Genomic DNA, 25,672 nt, shown 5'->3' with positions numbered 1-25,672 from the left:
CCAAGTGAGACATGAACTGATGATATACGATGCAGTCTTTTATGCGATTGTGCTGGCAACTTCGTTTATCGCAGGATATCGGTTGCTGAACGTGCGGTCGTTGAATCGGATGATGCGGATTAACACCCGCCATGGGGATATCATGGAGGAAGCGGTCAAACGGGAGACAGGGCGTAACCTGGTACGGTTTGCAAGCATACAAAGCGGGGATCGCGCGGTCGTGCACAGGCTGCAATTGGTCATCTACAGGCTGGAAGAGCTGACACTGCGAGACCTCATTCATTCCATCGATCCCGACGCCATTGTTGACGTTGTCCCGATGGATCGCGAGAACGGAGAAAACGACGGAAATACGCGGCATTCGCTAGGAAAGCCGCCGCGTGTTTCCAAGTATGGAAATGTGTTTAATAAATAAGCGGCAGGTGAGACCCGGCGCCACCTGACCGTTATGCCTGCGGCAGCCGCAGGGCAGCCGGATCGATCTTCGGCACCAGCCCTTCTTGTGCGGCGCGGCTGAGCAGCGCATTCACTGCGGCATATCCGCTGTCTCCCAAATTCGCGGTAAATTCGTTCACGTACAAGTCGATGTGCGCTTGGGCGACTTCGGGGGCCAGTTCCTGGGAGTGGGTTAGCACGTAATCGCGCGACGCTTCCGGGTGCGCCCAGGCGTATTCGACGGATGCGCGGATCCAGCCGGCGATCGCTTGCAGGTCCAGCGACCGCTTGGCGACGATCGCCCCGAGCGGAATCGGCAGGTTGGTGTCGCTCTCCCACCAGCTGCCTAAGTCGGTCAGGAGAGTGAGCCCGTACGACGGATAGGTGAAACGCGCCTCGTGGATCACCAGACCGGCATCGATCACGCCATCGCGTACGGCCGGCATGATCTCGTGAAACGGCATAATCACAATCTCGCCGACGCCTCCCGGCACTTGCTGAGCAGCCCATAGCCGGAAGAGCAGGTAGGCGGTTGACCGCTCGCTCGGTACCGCTACGCGCCGGCCGCTCAGGGCCGCCGGGCCTTTGGCGCTGACTGCAGGATTGGCCGTCAGCACCAGGGGCCCGCAGCCTCTGCCAAGTGCGCCCCCGCACGGCAGCAGCGCGTAATCGGACAGTACCCAAGGCAGCGCCGCATACGAGATCTTGAGCACTTCCGGCCCGTCCGGGCCGGCGGCCAGCGTGTTCGTAATATCGATGTCTGCGTACATGACGTCAAGCTTCGGAGCTCCGGGCAGCAGCCCGTGCGCCCAGGCGTGGAAAACAAACGTGTCGTTGGGGCAAGGAGAAAAGGCAATGTTCATCATAACACCTCCAGTAATACTGTGCTTGCAGCTTCCAGTGCGTCCAGCGCTTCCTGGATACGCCAGGCAGTCCGGTCACGCGGACCGACCGCATTCGAGATGGCACGGATTTCGAGGATCGGCACGCCGCTGTCGAGGGCGGCGGCAGCTACACCAAACCCCTCCATCCCCTCGGCGGCAGCCCCCGGCACCCGGACGTCCAGCTCCAAGGCTCGCGCCGCCGTTCCGGTCACCGTCGATACGGTAAGTACGGGGCCTGCATAAACCGGCTGTCCGGCCGCCTGCAGCGCCTCCGTTACCCGGATCGTCAGGCTGGGGTCGACCTGGATGCGGGAAGAGCCGAAGCCCAACTCGTCCAGGCTGCAGAAGCCTTCCGGGGTTTGCGCGCCCAGGTCGGCGGCTACGATCTCATTCGCCACCACCAGGGACCCCACTTCAGCCCTGCCGATAAATCCGCCGCCGATCCCGGCGCTTACGACCAAGCCGTACTCGGCCGAGGCTAATGCCCTTGCCGTACGGGCGGCGGCAATAGCCGGGCCGACACCGGCCAGCAGGACATCGAATCTGCCGGATCCGCGGAGCCCGCGCAGCACCGCGTCTCGCTCGGCAGCGACTGCGGTCATCACGAGAACGCGCAAATGCTTGTCCGGTTCGCCGGAGCCTGAACCGGCAGGTGTTTCCGTGTTTGGATCGAGCTTCATGGCGATAATCTCCTTTATATCTACCCTGTCCGGATGGAAGGGGAATCGTCCTGGTCTATCGATCATGCGAACAAGCCCTTCATACCCAAAATACTACATCAAGGGCGATAAAAGCAACGTTCCCGACAGGCAGACTCCCGAAAAGCTATGGATTGATTTTTACGGGCGATCTGTAATATGATAGTTACGACAACCGAATAAACACGGGAGCTTGGTGAGCCAGGCTGAGAGGGTAGCCCTAATGCTATCGACCGTAATACCTGATCTGGGTAATGCCAGCGGAGGAAAAGACTTAGCCTTTGTACACACAAAGACCGCTTCTTCGTTGCGGTCTTTTTTGGCGTATACAAGGAATTCTCCGCTTGCTCCACATTCATCCGAGGAGGAAATGAAATGGCAAGCGAAAACAAGAAAGTGGAAGTCGTCCCGAATTTATCGTCTATACCGGGAAGCAGGAAAGTGTATGTGCAAGGCTCCCGCGAGGATATTCAAGTTCCGATGCGGGAAATTACGTTAACGCCGACGGCCGTCGGCGGTACCGAGCAGGAGAATCCCCCCGTTCGTGTGTATGATAGCAGCGGCCCCTACACGGACAGCTCGTACAGCGCGGACGTCCGCAAGGGCTTGCCCCGGAACCGGTTGAACTGGATCTTGCAGCGCGGCGATGCGGAAGCTTATGCAGGCCGCGCCGTCAAGCCCGAAGACAACGGCTACAAGCAGGGACAGCCGGACAGTCCGGAGCGGTTCCCAGGCCTGGAACGCCAACCGTTAAGAGCGAAGCCGGGCGCCAACGTAACCCAAATGCATTATGCCAGACAAGGGATCGTTACGCCGGAAATGGAATACATCGCGATTCGGGAGAACGTATCGCCGGAATTCGTCCGCAGCGAGGTCGCTTGCGGCCGGGCGATTATTCCGTCGAATATTAACCATCCGGAAAGCGAGCCGATGATTATCGGCCGCAACTTCTTGGTGAAAATCAATGCGAACATCGGGAACTCGGCGGTTGCTTCTTCGATCGAGGAGGAAGTGGAGAAGATGCGGTGGGCTACCCGTTGGGGGGCGGACACGATCATGGATTTGTCGACGGGCAAGCAAATACATACGACCCGCGAATGGATTATCCGCAACTCCCCCGTGCCTGTCGGAACGGTACCCTTGTATCAAGCGCTGGAGAAGGTCCATGGCAAAGCGGAAGATTTAAGCTGGGACATTTACCGGGATACGCTTATCGAGCAAGCGGAACAGGGCGTCGACTATTTCACGATTCATGCCGGCGTGCTGCTGCGTTATATACCGATGACCGCGAATCGTGTGACCGGGATCGTATCCCGCGGCGGTTCCATCATGGCGGCGTGGTGTCTGGCGCATCACCAGGAAAACTTCCTGTATACGCATTTTGAAGAGATTTGCGAAATTATGAAAGCTTATGATGTAGCCTTTTCTCTCGGGGACGGCCTGCGTCCCGGGTCCATTGCCGATGCGAACGATGAGGCCCAGTTTGCGGAGCTGGAGACGCTAGGCGAGTTAACGCAGCTGGCCTGGAAGCACGATGTACAGGTGATGGTGGAAGGGCCCGGTCATGTGCCGATGCATCAGATCAAGGAGAATGTGGATCGTCAGATGGAGGTGTGCAAGGAGGCCCCGTTCTACACCTTAGGCCCTTTAACGACGGACATCGCCCCCGGCTATGATCATATTACTTCGGCTATCGGCGCGGCCATGATCGGTTGGTTCGGTACGGCGATGCTGTGCTACGTGACCCCGAAGGAGCATCTGGGTCTTCCGAATAAGGACGATGTTCGCGAAGGGGTCATCGCCTATAAAATCGCTGCGCATGCGGCGGATTTGGCCAAGGGCCATCCCGGCGCGCAGGAGAGGGACAACGCCTTATCCAAAGCCCGGTTCGAGTTCCGGTGGAGAGATCAATTTCATCTGTCGCTGGATCCGGAAAGAGCGATGGAATATCACGATGAAACGTTACCGGCCGAAGGGGCCAAGACAGCCCATTTCTGCTCGATGTGCGGTCCGAAGTTTTGCAGCATGAGGATCACCCATGATATTCGCGAGTTTGCCAAGCAAGAAAAGCTCACGGATGAGCAGGCCGTTGCAGAAGGGATGAAGGAGAAGGCCAAAGCGTTTAAAGAAGGCGGCAGCGCCATCTACTCCTAGAACAAGGCAAGCCCCCCTGCCAAAGCAGGGGGGCTTGCCAAGGTTCCGGCCGGCAGTCCGGTCTTTATTAGGGAGTCGGCGGTACGCTGCGCAGCTGCGTTTCCAGCGCCAGCCGGGCTTCCGCCGTACGTTCTTCTGCCAACGCCTCGACCGCCTGCCTCTCGCACTGCTCCGCCAGCCGGTTATATTCGTCCAGACGCGCTTTAATTTAATAAGTGGTGTAAGATTGGTTGTAAGGATTAGGGCCGTATGGCGCTTTCGGGATTACCAGACTGACGATAAAGTATAGGAGCATCGTCGTTCCGAAGCTGCAGAAGGCGGCGATCACGACCAATAACCGGACGAGCGTTGCGTTAAGCCCGAGCCAATCGGCAATCCCTCCGCAAAGACCCGTCATTTTGTTGTCCGTTCTGGAACGGTATAATCTATTCATGGTTCGTTCTCCTTTCGGGATCAGGTAAGATTCATTCGGCCGGCGGCCGGTTTCGCGGGTGTTGTTCATGTCTTTATTCTAGGGGAAGCAAGACGAGGAGAAAACGGACCGAAGGCGGTATTCGAAGCTAGCCTTCAGGCGGGGAATCCCTCTGCTTTGGACGGAGTATCATAGTATTTGCTTTCTGCTTCCAGCTGTGATAAGATGTATGTAATTGAAAAATTTGAAACCGGAATTCGCATATTGAAAAAGGTGTCATGTTTAGAAGGGTACTTTTTTCAATGTGTGAATTTTTTTCGTATAGGAAAAATGAACATGTTAAAAACAATTTTGGAGGCAACAAACAATGCAAACAGGTACAGTTAAATGGTTTAACGCAGAAAAAGGTTTTGGCTTTATCGAAGTTGAAGGCGGCAGCGACGTATTCGTTCACTTCAGCGCAATCCAAGGCGAAGGCTTCAAGTCTTTGGACGAAGGCCAACGCGTTCAATTCAATGTGGTTCAAGGCAACCGCGGACCGCAAGCTGAGAACGTCGTTAAAGTTTACTAAGAAACCTAGCTGCTCTTAACGGTTGTTAAGAGCAGTTTTTCTTTTCGGATAAGGATAAGAAGGGGGAGTATTCATGAATTTTCGTAAGAAGACGTTAGAGGAAATCCCTACGGAGCAAACCGCGATCTGGTCTTGTACAATGGATGGCTGCAAGGGGTGGATGCGGGACAACTTTGCGTTCGAACACGAGCCGAGCTGCCCGTTATGCGCATCTCCAATGGTCAGCGACACCAGGATGCTCCCGTCACTTATCAACTCGAACGCGGACCGCAAGTCGTTCCGATAAGACGCGAAGGAAAAGTTCATATTGGAATAATAACCGCAGTCCGAACTTTGGGATCGCGGTTTTTTTGTTGGCGATGAGGCCGGGGGATAGGCCGGATCCGTGGAGCCGCAAAGAACGGCAGCCGCAGACTTCGCCTTCCCGACGCGCGGCGATTCATACCGGGAAATGGGCGAAACGCCAGTCGAATTTTCGAATGCCGGAATAAGATGGTAGGGGTGGAAATGCGCGGCGCTGCAGCCCATGTCGGCGAACGCCCCATCATGCTCTACCTCCTGGTCAGGAGCCGGCAATGAAAGAAACAGAAGAATTTGTATACGTTTTCATTCAAAGATGAGGTTGCATCTTAGACGGAAATGAGGCGGTACAATGTTCGATGTATGGTGGGCGATTCTCGATATCGTGACGAAGGTCGTCGTTCTGGCGCTCCCGCTGACGGTAGCGGGGGTCTATGTATGGGACAAATATATTCAGAAGCAGCATTCGATTCTGAGGACGCATCCGGTGATCGGCCGATTCCGGTATGTGTTCGAAATGCTGGGCCCGGAGCTTCGCCAATATTTCATCTGGGGCGATAAAGAGGGCAGACCGATCGACCGGGACACGCAGGGGTATATTGCCAAAGCGGGCAAATACGGATCCACCGTCATCGGGTTCGGTTCGCGTAAAGATTTCTCGCAGGAAGGCTTTTATTTGAACAACGCGATGTTCCCTAAAAATGGGGATGAGCTCGCGGTCGATCAGTCGTCCCCGATCTCGATCACGTATAAGTATCAAATCGTGAAGGAAGGGCTTGTCTCCCGGAAGGAGACAAGGTATCTCACGTCGGCGAAGCCTTGGCTGCTTGACGCGCGCGATGCCGTTGTCATCGGCGGCTGCAACGACGTTCGGCAGCCTTACCGGACGCAAGGGTTTATCGGCATCTCGGCGATGAGCTTCGGCTCGTTGTCCGACCATGCGGTGATGGCGCTGGCGCAAGGCGCTGCCATTGCAACCGGCACCTGGATGAATACGGGAGAGGGCGGGCTGTCGCCGTATCACTTGTCCAAAGTGTACGAGATGCGGGACCGAAAGCTGCCCCGGCCGGAGCAACCGGAGGAGCTTCAGGTGTACGACTTGGTAGGCAGGAAGCTGCTCGTGTCGACCTTTGAGATTATGAAGGACTTGAGCGGTATCGAGCACGACGCCATGGATGTGTTCGACATGGAACGCAATCCGTACGTGCTCGCGGCTGAGCGGCTTGTGGATCGCGGCTATTTGCAGCGTAAGGAGACGGATCTGATCTATCAGATCGGTTCGGCCAAGAACGGCTCCCGGGTCGATGCGGATGGAACGTTCGACGAACAAGCTTTCCTGCAGACGGCCGGGCGGCCGGAAGTCAAGCTGATCGAAGTGAAGCTGGCGCAGGGGGCGAAGGTGCGCGGCGGCAAGCTGCCGAAGAGCAAGCTGACGCCGATGATCCGCCGAATCCGCGGGATCCCGATGGATTGGGATCAAGATGTGGAGTCGCCGAACCGTTTTACCGACTTCCATGATATCCCGACATTGTTCGATTTCATCGAGAAGCTGCGCGCGTTGTCCGGCAAGCCGGTCGGCGTGAAGCTGGTGGCGGGCAGCGAGCTGGCGGTGGAGGAGCTGGCCGACTATATGCGGAGCACGGGCCGCTCGCCCGACTTCTTGACCGTGGACGGCGGTGAGGGCGGAACGGGCGCTACGTATATGGAGATGGCCGATTCTTTGGGGCTCCCGCTGTATTCGGCACTGCTGATCGTCGACAGTACGCTGCGCAAATACGGCGTTCGCGGCCGGGTGAAAATTTTCGCCAGCGGCATGCTGGCCTCCGCCGACAAGATGGCTATCGCGCTCGCGTTCGGCGCGGATTTGATCAACGTCGCGCGGGCGGCGATGAATACGATCGGCTGTATTAATGCGCTCAAGTGCAATACGAACGAATGCCCGACCGGGGTGACGAGCCATAAGCCGGAGCTCAAGCAGGGACTTGTCGTGCAGGAGAAGCGGTTTCGGACGGCCAACTATTTGGCGACGGTGCGCGAAGGCGTCTTTATGCTTGCTGCTTCTTGCGGCCTGGAGTCGCCGACCGGGTTTAAGCGGAGCCATGTGACGTTCAAAGACCGGAACGCCGCGGCGATCCGGATGGATCGGCTGTTTCCCGATCCGGAAGGGGACACGGCCGGGCCGAACGAACCGGCGGTTCGGATCGTGAAGTCCTCGTAGCGGCCGGATGCTGGCGGGGAGCCGCCTGTGGAAAGCGCACCAAATATGCATGCCCAAGAGGGGCCGCCCTCAAACAAAGGCCGGCCCCTCTTTAAGCTGCGCGGGTTACAAAACCCAGCGCACCACTTGGTCCAAAGGGCGTCTGGTCTTGTCGCGCGGTTCGCGGATACGATAGCCGAAGGCCGCCATGCAGGCGAGACCGAAATCGTCGCCCGTCACAACGCCTTCCGCCCGAAGCAGCGTCTCTACCGCCTCCTTGTCGAAGCCTTCGATCGGGCATGAATCGATGCCGATCTGGGCTGCAGCCGTCATCATGTTGCCTAATGCGATATACGACTGCCGGCACGCCCATTCAAACATCGCCCGATCGTTGCCGCTCAGCTTGAAATCGCTGTCCAGAAACTTCCGGTAGCGATCGCGGGCGCCGGTTACGAGCTCTGGCGGGATTTTACGCACGTCTTCCAGCATGGAAGTAATATAGGGAGCGTCTGGCCTCAGGCTAGAGGCGTTTCTCGCCAACAGAAGGACGAGGTGACTGGCTGTCGGAATTTGCTTCTGCCCGCCCCATGTGACGGGGAGAAGCTTTGCGCGGATTTGCGGATTTTGCAGCACGACCAACGACCAAGGCTCGAAGCCGAAGGAGCTTGGCGAAAGGCGTCCGGTCTCCAGAATGAAGTGAAAGTCCTCCTCACGGATCCGGCGGGAAGCGTCAAACTTCTTGCAGGCGTGTCTGAAACGGTAAGCTTCAATAATGCGCTCCTTGCTCATCCGGGATCACCTTCCTTTTTGTTTTTCGTTTGTCCGGCTGCGTGCCGGACTACACGTTATAATCGAGTCTGGCGTCGGCGATGATGGTCAAGGTGCGTCCGGCCTTATCGTAATCGACCCGTCCGTCCGAGGAATAGTACCAGGTCTTCACGTCCGGCTTCTCGTCATCGACGACAAACAGGTTAAGCTCGTCCCGGAACTTAAGCACTTCTTCAGCGACCTTGTCGTCCGCAAGCCGGATGACGAATTGCCACTGTCCGTCAACGGGCTGGATGTCGAAATCGGCGGTATGCTTCACCGAATCCAACAGCAGCCGGCTACCTACCGTGTGTCGAATATACATCTGGTTCATATCAACAGCCCTCCATTCTCGGATACGCCTGAAGCGTGTGGTGAGAGAACTCATTCTTTTCTCGAGTATAACACGGCGGTTCGCTTACATAAAGTTAGTTGGAATAAGATGTGCCTTATGGCGGGAAGAGCAGGAATACGGCTATTCAGAAGAATGAGCGGAACGGGCAAGGGATGCGGGCATGCCGCATACTGCTTGCTGATCGCGGTATCGGACGCCGGGGCCGTACGGCGGTTTGGAGCGGCATCGGATGCTGCCCGGCGTGCTTCCTGCCGCTTCCGATGCCCATCGCGGAATTGCGTTGACAGTAAATAATTAATATCTATATAATTAGGTTATCTAACTAAATATTTCGGTTATTAATTTTTCGAGGCGAAAAGAGGCTGTTGCGATTGACTACTGAATACACGACTTCCCATGAGCTCATCCGCGCCTTCCGTCAGCTGCGGCATATGAACTGGAGCGGCCGGCGACCGGCCGAAGGCTGTACGCGAAGCGAAACGATGCTGCTGTTTGCCATTCGCGGGGGGATGTCGGCCGGCTCGCCCGGCTTGAAGATGTCGGAGATCAGCGGCATCCTGCGCGTTTCTTTGCCGACCGTCACACAGACGGTTAACTTGCTCGTAGCCAGAGGGCTGCTGGAGCGAGGTACCGATCCGGACGATCGAAGAGCTGTGCGCATTCGGCTGACTGAAGCCGGAAGACGGGAAACCGAGCAGGCGGAAGAAGCGATGCTGGAGGGAATGAAGGGACTGATCGACCACTTGGGCCACGAACGCAGCTTACAGCTCATCGAATTGCTCGACGATGTTGCCGCATACTACCGTGCGCAGGCCGCCGAACCGCCGCAGGAGCGGGAGACGGATTCCTGAAGAATCGGATTCGAAGGAAAGTGAAGGTGAACCTATGATTAAACTGCTTCGTTTTCTAAGGCCTTATCGCCGGCAGGCTGGGCTCGTGCTGCTGCTCGTGTTCCTGCAATCGATCGCGGAGCTGTATTTGCCTACCCTGATGGCCGACATCGTCGACCGCGGCGTCGTTCAAGGCGACACGCCTTATATTTGGCGCATCGGCGGGTTGATGCTGCTGGTCGCCGCCTGCGGCGCTTTGTGCTCGGTCGGGGCGAGTCTGTGGTCCGCGAAGTCGGCGAGCGGGTTTGCCCGCGATTTGCGCAGCCGGCTGTTCGGGCATGTGGAGCGATTCTCGTTAAGCGAATTCGATCGGCTCGGCACGGCGTCGCTCATTACCCGGACGACGAACGATATTACGCAATTGAACCAGGTGCTGACGATCATGATGCGCGTGATGGTCATGGCCCCGATGATGTGTATCGGCGGCATCGTGATGGCGCTGTCGAAGGACGCTGCGCTGGCGATGGTTATCATCTCCGTCGTGCCTGTGCTGGCCGGATTCATTTTCCTTGTCTTCCGCAAGGGCGGTCCGCTCTTCAAAGCGGTGCAGACGAAGCTGGATAAGCTGAGCCTTGTGCTGCGCGAGCATCTTACCGGCATCCGTGTGATCCGTTCGTTCAACCGGATCGGTCACGAACAGGAGCGGTTCGACCGGGCCAATCGCGATTTGACGAATACGGCGATTCAAGTGAACCGCATTATGGCGTTCATGATGCCGGTGATGATGCTGGTGCTTAATTTCGCCGGCATTGCGATTATCTGGTTCGGCGGTATTCGGATCGATGCCGGACATATGCAGATAGGCGATCTTATCGCCTTCATCCAATATGCGTGGCAAATCATGTTCTCGCTCGTCTTCGCTTCGATGATGTTCATCATGATTCCGAGAGCGTCCGCTTCGGCGGCCCGGATCAACGAGGTGCTGAGCATGATGCCTGACATCCGGGATGCTGATGGAGGGAAGCGGAGTGCGGGCTCGGCAAGACCGTCCGTCGAATTCCGGAATGTATCGTTCCGCTATCCGGGCGCGGAGATGCAGGCGCTCTCGAACATCTCCTTCGCGACGCACGCCGGCGAAGTGACAGCGATTATCGGCGGCACCGGTTCGGGCAAGTCGACGCTTGTGCACCTCATCCCGCGCTTCTATGACGTGGAGGAAGGGCAGGTGCTCGTCGGCGGCATCGACGTGCGCGAGCTGACGCAGGAAAGCTTGCGGGCGCAGATCGGCCTTGTGCCGCAGAAGGCGCTGCTGTTTACCGGTACGATTGCCGATAACATCCGCTTCGGCAAGGAGCAGGCGACGGACGAAGAGGTTCGCCGAGCCGCCGAAATTGCGCAGGCGTCCGAGTTCATCCGGGGCATGAAGGACGGCTATGATTCGCCCATCTCGCAAGGGGGGGCCAACGTATCCGGCGGGCAAAAGCAGCGGCTCTCCATCGCGCGGGCGCTTGTGCGTAAACCCGGCATCTATGTGTTCGACGACAGCTTCTCGGCGCTCGATTTCAAGACCGATGCGAAGCTGCGCGAAGCCCTGCGGGCGGAAACCGCGGATGCGTGCGTCATTCTTGTCGCACAGCGGGTGAGCACGGTCATTGACGCCGACCGGATTATCGTTCTCGACGAAGGCAGAATCGTCGGGATGGGTACGCACCGCGAGCTGCTGCAGACGTCGGACGTGTACCGGGAAATTGTAGCTTCGCAGCTATCGGAGGAGGAGATCGCATGAGTGAGCGTCCGCACGAACGTTCTCAAGGAGGCGCCGGCGGTTCAGGCGGAGCCGGCGGCATGGGCGGCAGACCCGGCGGTCCCGCTCAGGGCTTCGGCTTCGGTCCCGGACGCGGCGGCCCCGGCATGGGCATGCCCGTGCAAAAGGCCAGAAACTTCAAGGGCACGCTGCGCCGGCTGATCGGTTATCTCAAGCCGCATCGCACGGCGCTCATGGTCGTCTTCCTCACAGCGGTGCTGAGCACCGTATTTTCCATCGTCAGCCCGAAAATTTTGGGCGACGCGACAACCAAGCTGTTCGAAGGCATGACGGCGAAGATGAAGGGTGTGCCTGGCGCAGGCATCGACTTCGGGTTTATCGGCAGCCTGCTCCTGCTGCTGGCCGGTCTTTATGTGGTCAGTACGCTATTCAGCTACATTCAGCAATATGTGATGGCAGGCATCTCGCAGAAGGTCGTGTACGATCTGCGTGCCGAGGTCAATCGGAAGCTGGCCCGTCTGCCGCTTAAATATTTCGATTCGCACACCCACGGCGAAACGTTAAGCCGTGTCGTCAACGACGTCGATACGATCAGCTCGACACTGCAGCAAAGCTTGACCCAGCTGATCACCTCGGTCGTAACGCTCGTCGGCGTCGTGGTGATGATGCTGACGATCAGCCCGCTGATGACGCTGATCGTCGTCGTGACGCTGCCGCTCAGCTTTATGGTGATCCGGCTGGTGACACCGCGTTCGCAGAAGCATTTCCGCGGGATGCAGCAGTCGCTTGGCGAGCTGAACGGACATGTGGAGGAAATGTACACCGGACACCCGATCGTGAAAGCGTTCGGTCAAGAGCGCAAGTCGATCGCACAGTTCGATGCGGTCAACGACCGCTTGTATGAAGCGGGCTGGCGCGCGCAGTTTATTTCGGGCACAATCATGCCGCTGATGAACTTTATCGGCAACATCGGCTATGTGCTCGTCTGCGTCGCGGGCGGGCTCCTCGTCATGAGGGGCTCGATTCGGATCGGGGACGTGCAGGCGTTTATCTCGTATTCGAAGCAGTTCTCGATGCCGATTACCCAGACGGCGCAAATCGCCAACATCATCCAGTCGACGATTGCTGCGGCGGAACGCGTGTTCGAGCTGCTCGACGAGCCGGAAGAGGTGGCGGAGGCAGCTGGCGGCAGCGTCGCCCAGGCGAAGGGCCGCGTCCGATTCGAGCACGTGAAGTTCGGCTACAAGGACGATGCGCCGCTGATCGCGGACATGAATATCGATGTGCGGTCCGGGCAAACGGTAGCCATCGTCGGGCCGACGGGCGCCGGCAAAACGACGCTCATCAACCTTCTGATGCGCTTCTACGAATTGAACGGCGGACGCATTACGATTGACGGCGTCGACATCACGCAGATGCAGCGCAGCGAGCTTCGCGGGCTGTTCGGTATGGTGCTGCAGGATACTTGGCTGTTCAACGGCACGATCCGCGACAATATCGCCTACGGCCGTTCCGGAGCGACGGATGAGGAGGTCGTGCAAGCGGCGAAAGCGGCCTATGCGGACCACTTCATCCGCACGCTGCCGGACGGTTACGACACCGTGCTGAATGAGGAAGCGTCGAACATCTCGCAAGGCCAGAAGCAGCTGCTGACCATCGCGCGGGCGATTCTCGCCGATCCGGCGATCCTCCTCCTCGATGAGGCGACGAGCAGCGTCGATTCGCGGACGGAGATTCACATTCAGCGAGCGATGAACGAGCTGATGCAGGGGCGCACGAGCTTCGTCATCGCCCACCGTTTGTCGACGATTCGGCATGCCGACCTGATCCTCGTCATGAACCAGGGCTCGGTCATCGAGCAGGGTACGCACGAGGAGCTGTTGGCGCAGCGCGGCTTCTATGCCGAGCTGTACGAGAGCCAGTTCAGCGGACGCATGCGGAAGGAAGTCGGGTAGAAGGCCGGGAAGGCCGCTAGGTCGGACGGCCGGAGCAGTCGTCTATAACATTTAACCCCCGTCGGACTTGGGTCCAATGGGGGTTTTTTGGCTGCGCACGCTTCACTTCACATGCTTCAGCTTCTCCGGATTGACTACGATATAGATCGCTTCGATCCGTTCGTTCTCGGCGTGGAACGAGAAGACGTTCAACGGCCGCCCGTGGACGTAGGTGACGATACCGGTATACCCGTTGACGACGGCGAAGCGATAGGAGAAGCCGTCCTGCACCTTCTCAAGAAGGCCTGCCAGGAAGCGGGAGATGCGCTCCGCTCCCAAGATCGGGCGAACCGCGGCGGTGACTTTGCCGCCTCCGTCCGAGTAGAGCGCGGCGTCCTCGGACAGGAGACGCAGCAGCTTCGCCATATCGCCGCTGGCGAGCGCCGACACGAACTGCTCCACCAGGCCGCCGGCTGCAGACCCCGCGGCCGGCGTGTGCAGTTGAACGCCGGAGCCCGTAGAGGGCGGGTCCCCGGCGACCGGCGCCGCATGCGTACCAAGGCTGCGTTTGGCCCGATGAAAAATTTGCCGGCAGTTTGTGCCGCTCTTGCCGACGATCTCGCCGATCTCGTCGTACTCGTACTGCAGCACCTCGCGCAGCAGGAAGACGGCCCGCTCGACCCAAGAGAGCTGCTGAAGCAGCAGCAAATAAGCGGTGGAGACGGACTCCTTCTGTACATAGTGGCGGGACGGGTCGCCTAAGCCGGAGCCGGAACCGTCCTCCTCCGCAACAAGCGGCTCCGGCAGCCAAGGCCCTACGTACACTTCGCGCTGCTTGCTTGCCGAACGGAGCAAATCGATGCAGCGGTTGGTGACGATTTTGCACAAATACGCCTTCGGATGGCGCACATGCTCGGGCAAGGCTCCGTTCAAGGAAAGAAAAGCTTCCTGGACGATATCCTCGGCATCCATGACGCGGCCAAGCATCCGATAGGCCAGGGAAAATAACAAAGGCTTGTAGGCGGCATACAATTGCTCGGTCGTGTGCTTAGGTTCCATAGCTAACACCCTTCCTCTTCCATAGCTTCGCCGCCTACCGCCTCCTGGAAGCAAGCGCCGCGCCAGTTCGTTATATGGTTATAGCGTGATTCGCCGTCGCGGCGAGGTCCTTCAGCAACCGCAAGGCCGCTCGTCTGGCACTGGCAGCCGCCGCATCGGCGAGCATTTCGCCATGGCTCGCCCAGTCTCCGGCTACATACAGTCCGCGCACCTCCGATACGGCTGGACCGGGCTGCGAATCCTGGCGGCCGATATGCATATAGTCGTGCACGACCGTGATGTTCGGCAAATATTGGCGGGCGACCACCTCTTGCTGCCAACCGGGGTGCAGCAGATCCATCGTCTGCTCCAGCGCCCGTTCATCGGCTTGCGGATGGCTGTCACCGCTGCCGATGTATTTGATCAGATGCATGACCAGCGTGCCGTTATGGCTCAGCTTCGCCACCCGCGAATGATGCGAGAAGAAGATCGGCTGATCCAGCCCGATGGCAAAATGCCGGTCCGCCACGGGCAGCCGATTCAGCCCGAGATCGAGGCAGGCGGCTGAGGCTGGTCGCGCGTCATTCTTCCAGCGCCGCAGCGCCGTCCGTTCGGCGGCCTCGCCGAGCAGCCGATACGTATCAGCAGGGGAGCCGGTTGCGATCACATTCGGCGTGCAGACGAGCTCGCCGTCCGTGCATTGAAGGCCCCGAACGACGCCGTTCTCTTGCAAAAGGCCGGTCACGTTCTTGTTATTCAGCACCGTGACCCCGGCGCGAACGGCCAGATCGTGAAGCTGATCGACCACCCGCTGCCACCCTCCGTTGAGGTACAGGACGCCGCTTTTTAGAGACCGCTGCACTTGCCGAAGCACGGGACCGACGGATTGGCGGTCAGGGTCTTGCACGTAGGTGGAAGTCCGGCAAAGCGCATAGAACAAATGCCGCACCATAGGGTCGCGAATCTCCCGCTCGGCCCAGTCCCGCAAGGCGATGTTCGGAAGGGCGTGAGTCTCGAGCTTGCCGAGCTTTAACATGAAGCGGCCCAATTCGATTTTGCCCGGCCACGAGAGAAGCTTGGAGGCGAGCAGCGAGGCAGGATCGCCCGGCAACGTCGTTAGGCGTCCACGCCACAGAGCCAATCCTTTGGCCGGCGGCGAACCGCCTTCAAGCTTGACCCCCAGCTCCTGCAGGATTTGATACGCTTCGCCGCCGGGGTAAAGCGCATGGCCGCCAAGGTTGAAAATGGCCCCGTTCTTGCGGGTCGACACGGCCCGGCCGCCGACGCGGCTGGACTTCTCCAACAAGATGACCGACTTTTTGGCCCTCGCCAGATCGATTGCTGCGATGAGACCCGCCAAACCGCCGCCGATAACAGCTGCATCATACATTTTCATAGGAATCCCCTCCGTTTGTTCGGTTTCAAGCATAGGACGGAGAGGAGGAGCAATCTGTGACAGCAAGCGAAAAAAGTTGGGCGAAGGCCGGTCGTTATGGGCAAGATCGTATAGGGCCTAACTTCCACATGTCGACGGAATATTCCTGCCGGGCTGGGCACGGGTAGAACGATTTTCTTGCCTGAGATACCGGCGGAGGGCCTCCCGGCCTGGGCGGGCTCAATACGCAGCCTGATGAACGTGATGATTTCGGGCCTTATGGGCAACAATACCTCCCGTAAAGGAAGTATGGGCCCAGGCTATCCTGCGGTTTGCAGGTTAGCCTGGGAGCATACAGCTTTACGGAGCAGTTGACACAGTCCAAAAGGAGTGAAGGGCGAATGACGGATCGTAAACCGAAGGGTCACGTCGAGTTTAATCAGTCTCCGGCCAAGCTTGCAGCCGACCTGCCGGGAGACGGCGAGATGCGGGAGCACTTGGAAGAAACGATGCAGAACGACGGGTATCCGGGAAGCTGTGCCGTCATCAACACCGGACAGCAGCAAGAACAATAACATCGCCCTCGGTTAAGCAAGGCGATCCCCATGAAGCGGACATCCGGAATAACGGATGGTTTCGCTTTATGGGGATTTTTCATGAGCATACCAGCCGCATGGATCACTCGGAGGCGGCAAGCGGCGCTGCTGCCGGTTTACGGCGACCGGCGCGCACGTATTGAACGGACAGCAGCAAAGAGAGAACTGCACCAGCGAGCATGACCCAGAAGATGGCTGCATAGGCGGCCTCCAGCGGCCGCGCCGCTTGCCAAACCAGCGAGGCGCTCGTCAGGGCTACGCCGAGCGCGCCGCCGAAAAATTGCGCGAGCTGCGACAGCCCCATCCCCCCGCCAATCTCGCTTTTGTCCAAAATGCGCGACATCTCGTTGGATACGCTGGAGCCGATGGCCGAGACCGACACGCTCATGAAGAGATAGGCGGCACCGATGAAATAGGCCGACTGCGTGGACAGCAGGGCGAACCCGGCAGCGGATAGCAGCAGCAGGACATGCGCGCTTACCATGACGGGAGCGTTGCCCAGACGGTCGATCCAGCGTCCGATCTGCGGAGACAGGAGAGCGGTTAAGATGGCCCCGGGAAAGATGAGCAGCCCGGTGACGGAAGAGCTTTTGCCGAATAAGTGGGTAAGGATGACCGGCATCAGGAATAAGGTGGAGAAGTGCAGTACATAGGAGACAAAACTGATGGCGATCAAGCTCATGTATTTAGGTTTACGTAATAAGGCGGGCTGAACGAACGCGTGCTCGACGCGCTGAATGCGCACCCAGAACGCGAAGAGCGCAGCAAGGCCAAGCGCGAGAGGCAGCCATTGATGTCCGGTCAAGTACAGGAGCAGCCCCGTTACACCGACCCCGATGAAGAGCGCGCCCCACCCGTCAAATCGAACGGGGGCCGAAGCTTGCTTGGGCAGATGGCGCAGGAAGACGGGAAGCGCCAGAAGGACGAGCGCCGTCACTGCGAACAGCGAGGAATAGCCGATGTATTGCGTCAGTATCCCGCCGACGATCGGTCCGAAGCCAAAGCCGAACGAAGCGGCGGAGACGATGCCCGACATCGAGCGTCCGCGCCGTTCGACCGGAATGTAACGCGTCACGAGCACGATGCCGAGACCGGGCGCCGATGCGGCGCCGATGGCCTGCAGCAGGCGGGCGGCCATCAGCATGTAGTAATTCGTCGCCAGCATGCCGACGATCGACGCTCCACCGAGCAGGAGCAAGCCGAGCGTCAGCAGCGTCCGAATCGGGATGAAGTCCGAGAGGCGGCTGTAGGTGATGGAGGATATGGCAAACAAAATGGAGTATCCCGTGACGATCCACGAAGCGCTGGTAGCCGTTAAATGCAGGGCTTGAGCGACCGTCGGCAGCGCGACATTAAACATCGTTGTATTCATGACGACCAACATGACCGTGATGCTCCAAAGCGGGATGATCAGAGATTCTCGAAATGAAGGATTGAATCGTTCCATACAGGCACAGCCTCCTTGAGCCAACTGAAATTGTTTTATAAAAATACTATTCTTGTGAAAGTATTTTTGGTAAAATATAACTTGCTTGCGTCTCGTTGTCAATGCCGCGCGCTGAAACTTTTTCCTTTCCTGACGGTTTCATGTAAGATGGAATATATTCGAACCGTTCTGAGGTGAAGCATCCATGCCTTCTCAATCTATAAACCGCTTGTGGCGAAGCCTTCTTGATTTGGATCGCGGGCTGAAGCAGACGCTGTGCTTGTTAAGTCAGGAAGCGGAAGTTCCCGCGTCCGCCGTGGCGCTCGTTTTTAAGCTGGAACACGAAGACTCGCTGAAGGTTAACGACGTTGCCACCGTACTTGGCATTACGATCGGCGCGGCTTCCAATCTTATCGATAAACTGGAGGAGAAGCAGTGGGTCGAACGCGTACGTTCCGAGGAGGATCGGCGTATCATGTACGTGCGGTTAACCGGGCTGGGGATGGAGCAGCTGCTGCGGTGGAGGGAGCATTTTGCCGAGCATGCGGATCTGATTTTTGCGAAGGTGCCGGAATCGGAAATTGCGCAATTCGACGATAAAATTCAGCGGCTCAGCCAATATTTAAGCGCCTACAACGTGGAGCTGGAGAAGAAGCGTTAGCGGTTGCGGTTACGGAAACTTCGCACCCCGGTTTCTTATACGCCGATTTTCCGCCGGAAAATTCGCCAACCGCTCAGATGGCGCACGGCTGTTCCGTTATTAGGTTTACTGTCCGGAATCAAGGAGGCATTCATTCATGAAATCATCTGCGGCTATTCAAGCGCCCGCCCGGTCCAGGCGCATCTGGATCGCTTTTGTGCTGGGCATTTTGTCGGCTTTCGGTCCGTTATCGCTCGATATGTACCTGCCGGCGCTGCCCATGCTTGAAGGCGACCTGCACACGAGCACCTCGATGGCGCAGCTAAGCCTTACCTCTTGTCTGCTCGGGCTGTCGCTCGGACAGCTGCTTGCCGGGCCGCTCAGCGACGTGCGCGGCAGACGGGGGCCGCTTCTGGCGGGGCTGCTCTTGTACACCGTAGCTTCGTTGCTGTGCATGTTCAGCACGTCGGCCTGGGCGTTCGTCGCGCTGCGTTTCATTCAAGGCGCGGCCGGCTCGGCGGGTATCGTCATCTCGCGGGCGGTGGCCCGGGACCTCTATGCGGGGACGGAGCTGACGAAGTTTTTCGCGCTGCTGATGCTGGTGAACGGTGCGGCTCCGATCCTGGCTCCGATTATGGGAGGTCAGCTCCTGCAGTTCACGTCGTGGCGCGGCGTGTTCCTCGTGCTGTCGCTCATCGGGGTGCTCGTATTCATCGCCGTCCTCTTCGCGCTGCCGGAAACCTTGAAGCCCGAGCACCGGTCGCAAGGCGGTATTGCGCAATCGCTGTCGACGATGCGCGCGATAGCGAAGGACCGGCTGTTTATGGGCTATGCGCTTTCGCAAGGGCTTGTGACCGCGGCCATGTTCGCTTATATCGCCGGATCGCCCTTCGTCCTTCAGAATGCGTTCGGCGTCTCGGAGCAAACGTTCAGCTTCATATTCGCCATAAACGGACTTGGCATCATTATTGCCAGCCAAGTCACAGGGAAACTAGCCGGTAAAATCAAGGAAACGACGCTGCTCGTCAGCGGACTCGTGCTCGCCGCACTCGGCGGGATTATCCTGCTCGTCGGCCTTATCGCCGGAGCGGGGCTGGCCGCCGTGCTGCCGCCGCTGTTCATCGTCGTCTCGTGCGTCGGCATCGTCGGAACGGCGTCGTTCCCGCTGGCGATGCGCAATCAGGCGAAGTCGGCGGGGACGGCCTCAGCCCTGCTCGGCGTGCTGTCGTTCATCTTCGGCGGATTGGTGGCGCCGCTGGTCGGTCTGGGCGGCAGCGAAGCGACTGTCCCGATGGGGATTGTCATTGCCGCCGCGAACGTCAGCGCGATTGTGCTGTACGCGGTCATGATCGGCCGCAAGCGTTCGGTAAACGCGTAAGGTTTGAAGTGCGGTCGCGGCTGAGTCCAGGGAGCGAAGCAGCGGCCGCGCTGTTTTTTCAAAAAGGAATCGGCTGCTTGAAATTAGTGTTAACAGAATGTTCACAATTGTAGGAAATTGGCTTTTCAAAGATGAAGGGAATGGTCGTATAATAGAGTCCATATAGCGTTCCCTTTCAGGCACTGCCTTATTCTCAAGCATGTGAAAAATGTTACAATTGGATGGTCATGGATCTTCATGGACGATAAGCTTGTCAGAGAGACGGCTTGAAGAAGACGAACCTCCCATCGCTCGAAAAGAACAGGCAGCCGGCACAAGGGACATCTATGCAAAGTATAGGAGGACGTTTACTTATGTCACAAACAACGCAAACGATCTCGCGCGAATCACTCGATGTACTCGATCAATTGATGAAGCCCGAGGTCCAACAGTCGCTTACGGTGTTGGTCGACAACCTGCCGAAGCTGGCCGAAATGGTAACCCTTTTAACGAAAACGTACGATTTGGTGCAAAATGTGGCCACCGACCGCGTCCTGATCGACGATCTGAAGGGCGGCATGGAAGAATTCGTGAAGCCGATCCAAGAGAAAGTTAAGAGCGTAGCCGCGACGGCGATTGAAGCAAGCGACCGTGCGCAAGCGGAAACGGCGACTATCGGCTTGTTCGGTCTGCTTAAAATGCTGAAGGATCCGCAAGTGCAGAAGATGTTCCGTTTTGCCCAAGCGTTCCTGGAAGTATCGGCAGAGCGTCAGCAAAATCAGCGTCAATCTTAAGAAGCATCAATACCGGACGGAGGATAACTATGTCGAAGCAAATTTTGATTCTAGGCGGCGGATACGGCGGGTTGTTAACCGCGCTGACGGCGCGTAAATATATGACGGCGGAAGAAGCGACTATCACGGTCGTGAACCGATTCCCTTCTCACCAAATTATTACCGAGCTGCACCGTTTGGCTGCAGGCAACTTGAGCGAGCAAGCTGTAGCGCTTCCGCTCGAGAAGCTGCTTCGCGGTAAAAACATCGATCTGCGCATCGATACGGTCGAAACGATCGGACTCGACGAGAAGCGCGTGCTTCTGAAAAGCGGTAAAACCTACGAGTATGACACGCTTGTCATCGCGCTCGGCAGTGAAACGGCGTTCTTCGGCATTCCTGGCCTGCAGGAGCACAGCTTCACGCTGAAATCCGTCAACGACGCGAACCGTCTGCGTGCGCACGTTGAAGCGCGGGTTGAAGCTTACAAGCAATCGAAGAACAAAGCGGACGTTACGTTCGTCGTAGGCGGCGGCGGCTTGACCGGCATCGAGCTGGTCGGCGAATTTGCCGATATGCTGCCGGGTCTGTGTAAGAAGAAAGGCGTCGATTTCAACGACGTTTCGTTGTACTGCGTAGAAGCGGCCCCTTCGATTCTGATGGGCTTTGCGCCTGAATTGATCGAGCGCGCCCAAACAAGCTTGCAAAAGCGCGGCGTGCAGTTCCTGACCGGCGTGGCGATTACAGAAATGACGGAGACGTCCGTTTCGTTGAAAGACGGCAGCGTCATCGAGACAAGCACGCTCGTATGGACGGGCGGCGTTCAAGGTAATTCGGTTGTCGCAAACTGCGGCATCGAAGTGAACCGCGGCCGCGCAACCGTGACCGAATCGCTCCAATCGACGTCGCATCCGGACGTATTCGTGGCCGGCGACAGCGCGGTTGTCATGGGCAAAGAAGGCCGTCCATACCCGCCGACAGCGCAATTGGCTTGGCAAATGGGCGAAACGATCGGTTACAACATCTTCGCGTCGTATAATGGCGCGCCGATGCAGTCGTTCGAGCCGGTATTCTCCGGAACGCTCGCGAGCCTTGGCCGCAAAGACGGAATCGGCACAATCGGCGGCAACCAAACGAAATTGAAAGGCTTGCCGGCGACGTTGATGAAAGAAGCGAGCAACGTGCGTTACTTGTCGCACATCAACGGACTGTTCACCTTGGCGTACTAAAATCATCGATCGGGCAGGCCCTGCTTCTCTGCATATAGAGAAGCGGGGCCTTTCTCTGTTTAAAGGAACGTTAAGAGAACAGGGGATGAGCGTCACCGGCAGAAAGGATGTTCGGGATGTTTGGGTAACTTATCAATTTCAGACAAAACGATGTCAATTCAATGCATTGCTATGAGCTGTAAAATTATGTACTCTGAGGATGTGATTATCAATTCAAATATGGGGCTTGCAGCCGCGGGCAATTCGGACTCAAGCCTGGCAGCCAAATCAAGAGGAGGAGAGTCAAGTTGTCTTCTACAAAGACCAGAAGAGACTACAGTGTCGTCGGTCCCGAGAAACAGCGGGCGTACGAAAGAGGGCTCGTAGCAGCCGAGTGGTATACGAGTCCGGTACCCCGTCAACGCCTGAAGGAGCTGATGAAGCGAAAGGACGGGCCGGCCATACGCGATACGCTAATTTGGTTCGGCTTGGTTATCGCTTTAGGGGTTCTGGCCTATTACAGCTGGGGCACGTGGTGGGCGATTCCCGCATTCGCGCTTTATGGCATCGTATACGCCACGCCTTCCGATTCACGCTGGCATGAGTGCGGTCATGGAACCGCTTTCAAAACGCCGTGGATGAATGAAGTCGTTTACCAGATCGCCTCCTTCATGGCCCTGAGGTCGGCAACGCCTAAGCGTTGGAGTCACACGCGCCACCATACCGATACGATCATCGTGGGCCGGGATCCTGAGATTGTGATGGAGCGGCCGCCGATTTGGAAAATCATTTTCATGCAAATCTTTCACTTATACGGAGGACCGCGCGAGTTCTACAAGTTTTTCCTCCATTGCTTCGGCAAGCTGGATAAAGAGGAACTGGAATATATTCCGACTTCAGAGTACCGCAAAGTCTTCCTGGAAGCCCGTATTTACCTGATCATCTATTTATCGGTTATCGCCTTGTGCATACAAATGGGCAGCATTTTGCCCGCCATGTTTATCGGCCTGCCTTCCTTTTACGGCATGGTTATCGTGCTTCTCTTCGGGATGACCCAGCACTTGGGCCTTCATGAAGATGTTCTTGACCATCGCTTGAACTCGCGCACGATCTATATGAACCCGGTTCTTCGGTTTCTTTATTGGAATATGAACTATCACATCGAGCATCACATGTTTCCGATGGTTCCTTACCACGCGCTGGCTAAGCTGCATGAAGAGATCAAGGCCGATTGCCCGCCGGCTTCCCGCAGCTTCCCGGCGGCGCTCAAGGACGTGGTCGTCGCGCTGATCAAGCAAGGAAAAGACCCTGCCTACACGATTGATCGACCTCTCCCAAGCACCGCTCGTCCCTACAAGTACGGCCATGATACGGGAACGATGGCTCCGGAACGGGTCGGCTAGCTCGCAAAGGGACGGCGGCAAGCAAGTTAAGCGGTATACCCATCAATAAATACTGAATTTCTGGAGGAATAGCTCTTGGCGCTTAACGGTTGGATCGAAACCTGTGGAGTTAACGATATCGATAATGAGGACGTCATCCGGTTTGATCATGAAGATCGGACCTTCGCCATCTATCGCACGGACAAAGACGAGTATTATGCGACGGACGGATATTGCACGCATGAAAAATTTCATTTGGCTGACGGCCTTGTGATGGGCAGTACGATCGAATGTCCGAAGCATAACGGCAGATTCGATGTGACGACAGGCGAGCCGAAACGCGCCCCGGTTTGCGTCGCTCTGAAAACGTATCCCGTAAAAATTGAAGCCGATAAAGTGTTCGTCAAGATCGACTGAGGAGAGTGTGCTATGACTGATCTGGGGATGGTCATCGTTGGGGCCGGCGAGGCCGGCGCGCGGGCGGCCGCCGAGCTGCGCACGCAAGGATGGGCCGGGTCCATTACGTTAATCGGGGAAGAAAAGTGGGCGCCATATGAGCGCCCGCCGCTTTCCAAGGAGCAGCTGGTTGCGGAGGAGGAGCCGTCGCCGGTGTTTATTCTGAGCGACGAGATGCTGGCCCGGCATGATATCCGCTTCTTGTCCGGGACGGCTGTAGAGCGGATCGACAGGGATCGTCATTCCGCGGTACTTGCCGATGGAAGGCAAATCCGGTACGAGCGCTTGCTGCTGGCTACGGGAGCGCGCCCGCGGCCATTTGCCGTCGAAGGCTCTGATCCATCGCATGTAAGCTATCTTCGCACCTACTCCGATGCGCTCGCGCTTCGTGCAAGGCTGCAAAGCGGTAAACGTATCGCTATCATCGGCGGCGGTTTTATCGGACTTGAGGTTGCGGCAAGCGCTGTGAAGAGGGGCTGCTCCGTGACCCTCATCGAGGTCGGCCCGCGCATTCTGATGCGGGGTGTTCCCGAGGACATTGCCCGCATCGTCGACGCGCGGCATCGTGAGGCCGGCGTCCGGTTTAAGCTCGGTACCGCTATTGACCGTATACAGCGCACAGGCAATGAGCGCAGCATCGTCCTTGCCGACGGTTCTATCGTCGCTTGCGATGAAATTATTGCCGGAATCGGGGCAATTCCCGAGACGACGCTTGCTGCCGCATGCGGCCTTGAGATCGAGAACGGCATACGAGCCGACGAGATGCTGGCCACGAGCGATCCGGATATTTACGCGGCGGGCGATTGCTGCTCCTTCCCGCACCGTCTCTATGGAGGCAAGCGCATCCGGCTTGAAGCGTGGCGCAATGCGCAGGATCAAGGGCTGCATGTCGCTAGGAATATGCTGGGCGCTGCCGAGCCTTATGCCGCCGTCCCTTGGTTCTGGTCCGATCAATACGAGCTCACCCTGCAGGTAACGGGGCTGGCGGATAGCGGCGAGAAAACCGTTATACGCGATATGGGCGCCGCAGGCAAGCTCTACTTCCATCTGTCCGGTGAAGGGCGGCTGGTCGCGGTCAGCGGCATTGGATCCCCGGGTATCGCGAAGGATATCCGTTTCGGGGAAATGCTGATCGAGCGGCAGGCTAGCCCCGAGCTTGACGCTTTGGCTAATGCTAACGTGAAGCTGAAGAGTCTGCTTCAAACATGAACCTTACTACAGGAGCAGAAGGGGGAACGCTGCGATGACCGTGAATTTCTGGGAAGATAACCGGGAGCTCCTGTCCATGGTCTACAACGCCACGGCCGGCGCCAGTATATATCCCCCTGGCGGGCGCTGGGGGCCGCGTATTCAACCGAACCTGCAGTTCGTACTTGTCCATACCGGACACGCACATATCCATGTCGATGATGAGGCCTATTTTGTGCCCGCCGGGTACGTGGCTTTGCTGCATCCGGGTCATCGTGAAATGTTTTATTTTGCCGACAATATGGAGACCCGGCACCGCTGGATTCATATTCAGCTTAACGAGTCTAACCCGGAGATTGGACAGAAGCTGGAGGGCCTGCCGAGATATATTCCGCTGTCCGATACGATGAACCACTTGACCGACGCCTTACAATCGTTAACCCATAGCTCGACGCAGGACAATCAGGATCAGCTGAGATGTACGCTGGCGGTGGCGGCGATTATGCTGTACCAGACGGAAAGTCAGAACGGATGGCTGGAGAAAGGGAAGCACCCCTCTGTCGTAAGAGCCAAAGCGGAAATTCACAAAAACTATGAGGATCCGTTAACCCTGCACCGGCTAGCGGCTATTTCGAATGTATCCGCCGAATACTTGATCCGGCTTTTTAATCAGTACGAAGGGGTTACGCCGATGCGTTATTTATGGAAAGTTAGAGCGGACCGCGCCCTGGAGCTGCTGCAAAGCACGGGCCTGACGTTAGATGAAATTGCGGAACAAACCGGCTTTAAGAGCACGTACCACCTTTCCAGAATGATTAAAAATTTCTCGGGAAAAACACCGACTGACATCCGTCGCAGCAGCTGGAGAGGTACACTCGCTGAGTGAACGGG

25 protein-coding genes are annotated in these 25,672 nt (G+C 57.5%); 17 read left to right on the top strand and 8 right to left on the bottom strand.

Annotation, left to right across the window (positions count from 1 at the left end; all coding sequences use genetic code 11):
- The first annotated feature begins 4 nt into the window (after nucleotides 1-4).
- A complete protein-coding gene (locus PVA01S_RS03430; RefSeq protein ID WP_127605195.1) occupies nucleotides 5-415 on the top strand; it encodes a YitT family protein in 411 nt (136 codons plus the stop codon).
- Between the two features lie 31 nt (nucleotides 416-446).
- Here the strand turns inward: PVA01S_RS03430 and PVA01S_RS03425 are convergent, their stop codons facing one another.
- Entirely contained in the window at nucleotides 447-1,298 is an 852-nt protein-coding gene (locus PVA01S_RS03425; protein WP_127605384.1) for a 1,4-dihydroxy-6-naphtoate synthase, read from the bottom strand.
- Nucleotides 1,298-1,999, bottom strand: coding sequence for a futalosine hydrolase (locus PVA01S_RS03420; RefSeq protein ID WP_127605193.1), 702 nt, complete (start codon nucleotides 1,997-1,999; stop codon nucleotides 1,298-1,300). The genes PVA01S_RS03425 and PVA01S_RS03420 overlap by 1 nt, the downstream gene beginning before the upstream one ends.
- 393 nt (nucleotides 2,000-2,392) lie before the next feature.
- Here PVA01S_RS03420 and thiC point away from each other — a divergent pair, with 393 nt between their 5' ends.
- Complete coding sequence (gene thiC / locus PVA01S_RS03415; RefSeq protein WP_127605191.1) at nucleotides 2,393-4,171, top strand: phosphomethylpyrimidine synthase ThiC; 1,779 nt, start codon at nucleotides 2,393-2,395, stop codon at nucleotides 4,169-4,171.
- A gap of 208 nt (nucleotides 4,172-4,379) precedes the next feature.
- Here the strand turns inward: thiC and PVA01S_RS03410 are convergent, their stop codons facing one another.
- Complete coding sequence (locus PVA01S_RS03410) at nucleotides 4,380-4,604, bottom strand: PspC domain-containing protein (RefSeq protein ID WP_054797222.1); 225 nt, start codon at nucleotides 4,602-4,604, stop codon at nucleotides 4,380-4,382.
- A 346-nt stretch (nucleotides 4,605-4,950) separates the two neighbouring features.
- Between PVA01S_RS03410 and PVA01S_RS03405 the strand changes: the two genes are divergently transcribed.
- The 3 genes from PVA01S_RS03405 to PVA01S_RS03395 all read left to right on the top strand — a co-directional run bounded on the left by PVA01S_RS03405 (nucleotide 4,951) and on the right by PVA01S_RS03395 (nucleotide 7,672).
- Nucleotides 4,951-5,154, top strand: coding sequence for a cold-shock protein (locus PVA01S_RS03405; protein WP_054799749.1), 204 nt, complete (start codon nucleotides 4,951-4,953; stop codon nucleotides 5,152-5,154).
- A 73-nt stretch (nucleotides 5,155-5,227) separates the two neighbouring features.
- Complete coding sequence (locus tag PVA01S_RS03400; protein ID WP_127605189.1) at nucleotides 5,228-5,440, top strand: cold-shock protein; 213 nt, start codon at nucleotides 5,228-5,230, stop codon at nucleotides 5,438-5,440.
- Between the two features lie 366 nt (nucleotides 5,441-5,806).
- Nucleotides 5,807-7,672: an FMN-binding glutamate synthase family protein gene (locus PVA01S_RS03395; RefSeq protein WP_127605187.1), complete on the top strand. Its 1,866-nt coding sequence runs from the start codon at nucleotides 5,807-5,809 to the stop codon at nucleotides 7,670-7,672.
- Between the two features lie 105 nt (nucleotides 7,673-7,777).
- Here the strand turns inward: PVA01S_RS03395 and PVA01S_RS03390 are convergent, their stop codons facing one another.
- Nucleotides 7,778-8,440, bottom strand: a complete 663-nt coding sequence (locus tag PVA01S_RS03390) for an NAD(P)H-dependent oxidoreductase (RefSeq protein WP_127605185.1) — start codon at nucleotides 8,438-8,440, stop codon at nucleotides 7,778-7,780.
- Nucleotides 8,441-8,489: 49 nt separating this feature from the next.
- A complete protein-coding gene (locus tag PVA01S_RS03385; RefSeq protein ID WP_127605183.1) occupies nucleotides 8,490-8,792 on the bottom strand; it encodes a hypothetical protein in 303 nt (100 codons plus the stop codon).
- A 392-nt stretch (nucleotides 8,793-9,184) separates the two neighbouring features.
- Here PVA01S_RS03385 and PVA01S_RS03380 point away from each other — a divergent pair, with 392 nt between their 5' ends.
- The 3 genes from PVA01S_RS03380 to PVA01S_RS03370 are packed head-to-tail and all read left to right on the top strand — an operon-like array spanning nucleotide 9,185 to nucleotide 13,363.
- The gene (locus PVA01S_RS03380) at nucleotides 9,185-9,664 is read left to right on the top strand and encodes a MarR family winged helix-turn-helix transcriptional regulator (protein WP_127605181.1); all 480 of its coding nucleotides are present in this window, start codon (nucleotides 9,185-9,187) and stop codon (nucleotides 9,662-9,664) included.
- Between the two features lie 34 nt (nucleotides 9,665-9,698).
- Nucleotides 9,699-11,429 carry an ABC transporter ATP-binding protein gene (locus PVA01S_RS03375; protein WP_127605179.1) on the top strand — a complete coding sequence of 577 codons (1,731 nt, stop codon included), beginning with the start codon at nucleotides 9,699-9,701 and terminating at the stop codon, nucleotides 11,427-11,429.
- Nucleotides 11,430-11,488: 59 nt separating this feature from the next.
- Entirely contained in the window at nucleotides 11,489-13,363 is a 1,875-nt protein-coding gene (locus tag PVA01S_RS03370) for an ABC transporter ATP-binding protein (protein ID WP_127605382.1), read from the top strand.
- A gap of 102 nt (nucleotides 13,364-13,465) precedes the next feature.
- Here the strand turns inward: PVA01S_RS03370 and PVA01S_RS03365 are convergent, their stop codons facing one another.
- Together PVA01S_RS03365 and PVA01S_RS03360 are read right to left on the bottom strand one after the other, a co-directional pair.
- On the bottom strand, nucleotides 13,466-14,401 hold the full coding sequence (locus tag PVA01S_RS03365) for an RNA polymerase sigma-70 factor (protein ID WP_127605177.1): 936 nt from the start codon (nucleotides 14,399-14,401) through the stop codon (nucleotides 13,466-13,468).
- A 70-nt stretch (nucleotides 14,402-14,471) separates the two neighbouring features.
- Entirely contained in the window at nucleotides 14,472-15,776 is a 1,305-nt protein-coding gene (locus PVA01S_RS03360) for a phytoene desaturase family protein (protein WP_280531807.1), read from the bottom strand.
- A 380-nt stretch (nucleotides 15,777-16,156) separates the two neighbouring features.
- On the opposite strand from PVA01S_RS03360, the gene PVA01S_RS26445 reads away from it, so the two are divergent.
- Entirely contained in the window at nucleotides 16,157-16,330 is a 174-nt protein-coding gene (locus tag PVA01S_RS26445) for a hypothetical protein (protein ID WP_164751724.1), read from the top strand.
- Between the two features lie 103 nt (nucleotides 16,331-16,433).
- Here PVA01S_RS26445 and PVA01S_RS03355 read toward each other — a convergent pair whose 3' ends face one another.
- The gene (locus tag PVA01S_RS03355) at nucleotides 16,434-17,798 is read right to left on the bottom strand and encodes an MFS transporter (RefSeq protein WP_127605175.1); all 1,365 of its coding nucleotides are present in this window, start codon (nucleotides 17,796-17,798) and stop codon (nucleotides 16,434-16,436) included.
- Nucleotides 17,799-17,982: 184 nt separating this feature from the next.
- Here PVA01S_RS03355 and PVA01S_RS03350 point away from each other — a divergent pair, with 184 nt between their 5' ends.
- The 8 genes from PVA01S_RS03350 to PVA01S_RS03315 all read left to right on the top strand — a co-directional run bounded on the left by PVA01S_RS03350 (nucleotide 17,983) and on the right by PVA01S_RS03315 (nucleotide 25,667).
- The gene (locus tag PVA01S_RS03350) at nucleotides 17,983-18,438 is read left to right on the top strand and encodes a MarR family winged helix-turn-helix transcriptional regulator (protein ID WP_127605173.1); all 456 of its coding nucleotides are present in this window, start codon (nucleotides 17,983-17,985) and stop codon (nucleotides 18,436-18,438) included.
- Nucleotides 18,439-18,574: 136 nt separating this feature from the next.
- The gene (locus tag PVA01S_RS03345; protein ID WP_054799756.1) at nucleotides 18,575-19,795 is read left to right on the top strand and encodes a multidrug effflux MFS transporter; all 1,221 of its coding nucleotides are present in this window, start codon (nucleotides 18,575-18,577) and stop codon (nucleotides 19,793-19,795) included.
- A 353-nt stretch (nucleotides 19,796-20,148) separates the two neighbouring features.
- Complete coding sequence (locus PVA01S_RS03340; protein WP_054797213.1) at nucleotides 20,149-20,568, top strand: helical membrane plugin domain-containing protein; 420 nt, start codon at nucleotides 20,149-20,151, stop codon at nucleotides 20,566-20,568.
- A 29-nt stretch (nucleotides 20,569-20,597) separates the two neighbouring features.
- A complete protein-coding gene (locus tag PVA01S_RS03335) occupies nucleotides 20,598-21,776 on the top strand; it encodes an NAD(P)/FAD-dependent oxidoreductase (RefSeq protein WP_127605171.1) in 1,179 nt (392 codons plus the stop codon).
- Nucleotides 21,777-22,063: 287 nt separating this feature from the next.
- A complete protein-coding gene (locus tag PVA01S_RS03330; RefSeq protein WP_127605169.1) occupies nucleotides 22,064-23,158 on the top strand; it encodes a fatty acid desaturase family protein in 1,095 nt (364 codons plus the stop codon).
- Nucleotides 23,159-23,233: 75 nt separating this feature from the next.
- Nucleotides 23,234-23,554: a MocE family 2Fe-2S type ferredoxin gene (locus PVA01S_RS03325; RefSeq protein WP_127605167.1), complete on the top strand. Its 321-nt coding sequence runs from the start codon at nucleotides 23,234-23,236 to the stop codon at nucleotides 23,552-23,554.
- Between the two features lie 12 nt (nucleotides 23,555-23,566).
- Nucleotides 23,567-24,802 carry an NAD(P)/FAD-dependent oxidoreductase gene (locus tag PVA01S_RS03320; RefSeq protein ID WP_054799757.1) on the top strand — a complete coding sequence of 412 codons (1,236 nt, stop codon included), beginning with the start codon at nucleotides 23,567-23,569 and terminating at the stop codon, nucleotides 24,800-24,802.
- Between the two features lie 34 nt (nucleotides 24,803-24,836).
- Complete coding sequence (locus PVA01S_RS03315) at nucleotides 24,837-25,667, top strand: AraC family transcriptional regulator (RefSeq protein ID WP_127605165.1); 831 nt, start codon at nucleotides 24,837-24,839, stop codon at nucleotides 25,665-25,667.
- Nucleotides 25,668-25,672: the final 5 nt, after the last annotated feature.

Origin of the sequence: Paenibacillus validus NBRC 15382 (assembly GCF_004000985.1) — a bacterium.
In the GTDB taxonomy this organism is placed as follows: Bacteria; Bacillota; Bacilli; order Paenibacillales; family NBRC-103111; genus Paenibacillus_G; species Paenibacillus_G validus.
This window is presented reverse-complemented; position numbering and strand designations above follow the sequence as displayed.